Origin of the sequence: uncultured Gimesia sp. (assembly GCF_937919775.1) — a bacterium.
In the GTDB taxonomy this organism is placed as follows: Bacteria; Planctomycetota; Planctomycetia; order Planctomycetales; family Planctomycetaceae; genus Gimesia.
This window is the reverse complement of record NZ_CALFPF010000720.1, coordinates 1-3,716: the sequence shown is the minus strand read 5'-3', so window position 1 is coordinate 3,716 and position 3,716 is coordinate 1. Positions and strand designations below refer to the sequence as shown.

Here is a 3,716-nt window from a genome sequence, read left to right as displayed (position 1 = left end):
TCAATTAAATCGAATTAACCAAATCTTAACATCACGGTTCAATCTGATTCTCTGGTACTGATTCACAGGTCATCCCCGCATCATTGACACGTGCCGGTGATTTTACAGCACGACTTTCGCCCCTGCTGTCCCCATTTTCTCGCATCTCTCCACCGCAGCTTGAAAAAATCTCGCCTGAGCGCGCCATTCGTCGTATTCAAGTTTACGACGGTCTTTACAGTCAATTTGCGAAGATCCACCAGGCAGCGTGATTCTTGATAAATTACCGGCTGTTGGTCATGATGAAGCTCCAGACTGAAAGCGCGGGCCTGCGCGAATTTTCCATTCAGACATCAACCAAACATCAACGATTTAATTTGAGTCATTTGCAGGAGCAGTCTCTTGAGCAATCCGTTACCGGAACGACCCGCGCCTGCATGGCCTTTATCGCTCATGCTGCTCGTTTCCGGAAGTTGCGCACTGGTTTTCCAGGTTGTCTGGATACGGGAGCTGCGGCTTGTCTTTGGAGCAACCACGGCTTCCTCTGCCGCCGTCCTGGCCATTTTCATGGCGGGACTGGGGCTGGGCAACTGGCTGTTTGGTCGGCGAATTGACGATGCCGTCCGTCCACTCCGATTCTACGGTCTGCTGGAAGTGGGAATTGCCTTGTCCGCCGGACTCAGCCCGATACTGATTGACATCGTCCGCCATTTCTATATCAGCGTCGGTGGCCAGTCGGCTCTCGGCTCTGGAATGGCGACCCTGCTTCGCCTGCTCGCGACCGCCGCCATTCTCGCGATTCCCACGATCATGATGGGAGGTACGTTGCCGGCTGCAGCGCGGGCGGTGTCGATCGACGCCGATCCGAATCGGCGGAGAGTGGCCTTTCTGTATGGTTTAAATACATTCGGCGCGGTGATCGGCGCCGGTCTGGCCAACTTCCTGCTGCTGGAAATGTTCGGAAACCGCACGGTCTTGTGGTCTGCCTGCGTATTAAACCTGCTGCTTGCGACAGCAGCGCTCCTGTTATCCAAAAAGTTATCCACCACTTCGCTCAGGAAAACAAAACCACAAAAGCAGGAACCTGCTCTCCTCACTCCGTCTGCGCCGGAACCGCAGCGCATCGGGATTGTCTGTGTTTCGTCCGGAATTGTGGGCTTCGTTTTTTTTCTGATGGAAATCGTCTGGTATCGGATGCTCGGCCCCCTGCTCGGCGGCACGACTTACACGTTCGGCCTGATTCTCTGCGTCGCCTTACTGGGAATTGGAGTCGGTGGCGCACTGTATGGTCTTGTGGCGCGTTTCCTGAAGCCGTCCCTGCAACTATTGGCGGCGATCTGCGCTGTGGAAGCTTTATTGATCGCGGTCCCCTTCTGGTACGGGGATCAAATAGCGTTCTGGGTGCTGCATCAGCAGAGTCAGCCGGTGTCCTCTTTTGGCGAGCAGATCTGGAACTGGTTTCAAGTCGGCGCTTTCGTGATTTTCCCGGCTTCCCTCGTTGCCGGCTTTCAATTTCCTCTACTGATCGCCATCGCGGGCAAAGGGCGACAGGATGTCGGCAAACATGTGGGTTGGACGTTTGCCGCGAATACCCTGGGTGCCATCTCCGGCTCCATCGCCGGCGGTTTTTTTCTGCTCCCGATCATGACTGCACCTGGTCTCTGGCGTTTTTCCGTCTGTTTGCTGGTGGGTCTGGGCGCAGTCGTTGCTGTTCTGGGAAAACGCTGGAAGACTCCCTCTGTCGCGCTGGCGGGCACGGTCTCCCTACTGGCAGTCCTGGCTATTTCCAACCACGGCCCCACAGCCGTCTGGCGTCATTCCGGAATTGGTGCCCGGCGCGCGGAGCTGGAAGGGGTCGGCCCGAATGCAGAACAAAATTTCGCGCACACCAAAAAACGCCAGTGCATCTGGCAGGCTGAGGGCCTGGAATCCAGCGTCGCGATTACCGCAACGGATAGCATTGCCTTCATCGTCAACGGCAAAAGCGATGGTAACGCCTACGGCGACGCCGGCACACAAATCGGGCTCGGACTGATTGGCCCGCTGCTGCACAAATCCCCGAAAACAGGCCTGGTGATTGGATTAGGCACGGGGGAATCCGCAGGCTGGATGGCAGATGTCACCGGCATGGACTCGGTCGATGTGGTCGAACTGGAACCGATTGTTACAGAGATGGCAGAACGATGTTCGCCAATCAATCGACGTGCCTTGCAAAATCCGAAATTGCAGCTGCACTTTAACGATGCCCGTGAGTTTTTACTTACCGCCAAAGATCAGTACGATCTGATTGTATCGGAACCTTCCAATCCTTACCGGGCCGGCATCGCGAATCTTTATACGCGCGAGTTTTATGTGTCGGTTTCATCTCGGCTGAACGAGGATGGTTTGTTTCTGCAATGGGTCCAGGGATACGAAGTCGACGACAGCACCGTGATGATCGTTCTGCAGACAATCCGGTCGGTGTTTCCAAACATTCAGATCTGGCGCACGAAAGCAGGCGACATGGTATTTGTGTGCGGCAAGTCAGCCTCTGCTTTCCCGCAGGATGTCGAGTCGCTGCGCCAGAGATTGAATGAAAAAACCATCCGCGAAGGGTTGAACCTGGGCTGGGGGGTGAATGATGTGGAAGGTGTGCTCGCGCACTTTGTCTGTGGCAACCGCACCATTGACAAGCTGCTGAGTAAAGACCGTTATCCGCTGAATAGTGACGATCGTAATCTGCTCGAATATGCATTCGCAAAAACCGTCGGCAAAACGGTTCGGTTCTCAATTCAGAACCTGCATGTGCTCGCCGTACAAACACAGGATGATGCACCGGTTCCCACGGACCAGTTAAATCCGGAAACATTTGCGCAACGTCGGCTGGCCATGCACTTGTATCTGGGCAGAGTCGTTCCGGATGAAAAACATCTCTCAGAAATGCAACAACTCCGGACGGAAGCGTTCAACCAGTATTTGTTGAAACGATACGCGGACGCAGTCGAGCGGTTTCAGCGACTGGACATCGATCTCACTTCCGCCATCGAATTAACGGCGTATGCGCACACGCTGGCGGAAGCAGGCCTGCCTGTCCCCGAACAGATTATGCAGTTGGTCAACAAGCACAATCCAACCGAAGCAGCCGCGATACGGGCGACGGCTCATTTTCAACTACGTCAGTTTGATCAGGCTGTGGAACAGATTCTGACCACATTCAAACTACTGCAGGCCAATCCGTGGGGCAGCACACAACTGATGAATGCCGCCATCCAAACTTCCGTCGAATTATCCGATATCGAAGCCTCTCAAGCGTTGCCGATGTTCCAGCAATTGAATCAACCCTTTGCCCTTTATCGGCTGGAAGACAAAAGGCTCCTGGTGCGTTATGTCTTATCTGAGAAACTGGAAACAGGGAACACCGTGGAGGCGTTAAAATCGCTGGAGCCGAATGTGCCCTGGAAAGGCTGGCTGCTTGAAAGCCGGGCTAAAGTTTACGCCGCCGAACACCACCCCCTGGCTGCGCAGGCGAAAAGCGATCTGCAACAGTTCAAATCCTGGAACAATTAAGTTCCCCCCCTTCGCTCCTGTCATTGCCGCTGAAAGGATGAAGTCAGCACGCTCAATCCTGGCGCTGATCCCTCCCGAGTCCGTTTTCTGTCAGAAATCAATTGACATTTTTGCGCTGCCGTTTGTAGACTGAAGCTTTAATCATACGTATATTAATGAACTGTTGTATTAATTATACGCAATCACATTGC

General features: G+C 54.0%; 1 protein-coding gene. It reads left to right on the top strand.

The features are described from left to right. The first annotated feature begins 381 nt into the window (after window positions 1-381). Window positions 382-3,525 (top strand): fused MFS/spermidine synthase, encoded by a 3,144-nt coding sequence (locus Q0294_RS20320; RefSeq protein ID WP_299469106.1) that lies wholly within the window; start codon window positions 382-384, stop codon window positions 3,523-3,525. Window positions 3,526-3,716 lie beyond the last annotated feature (191 nt).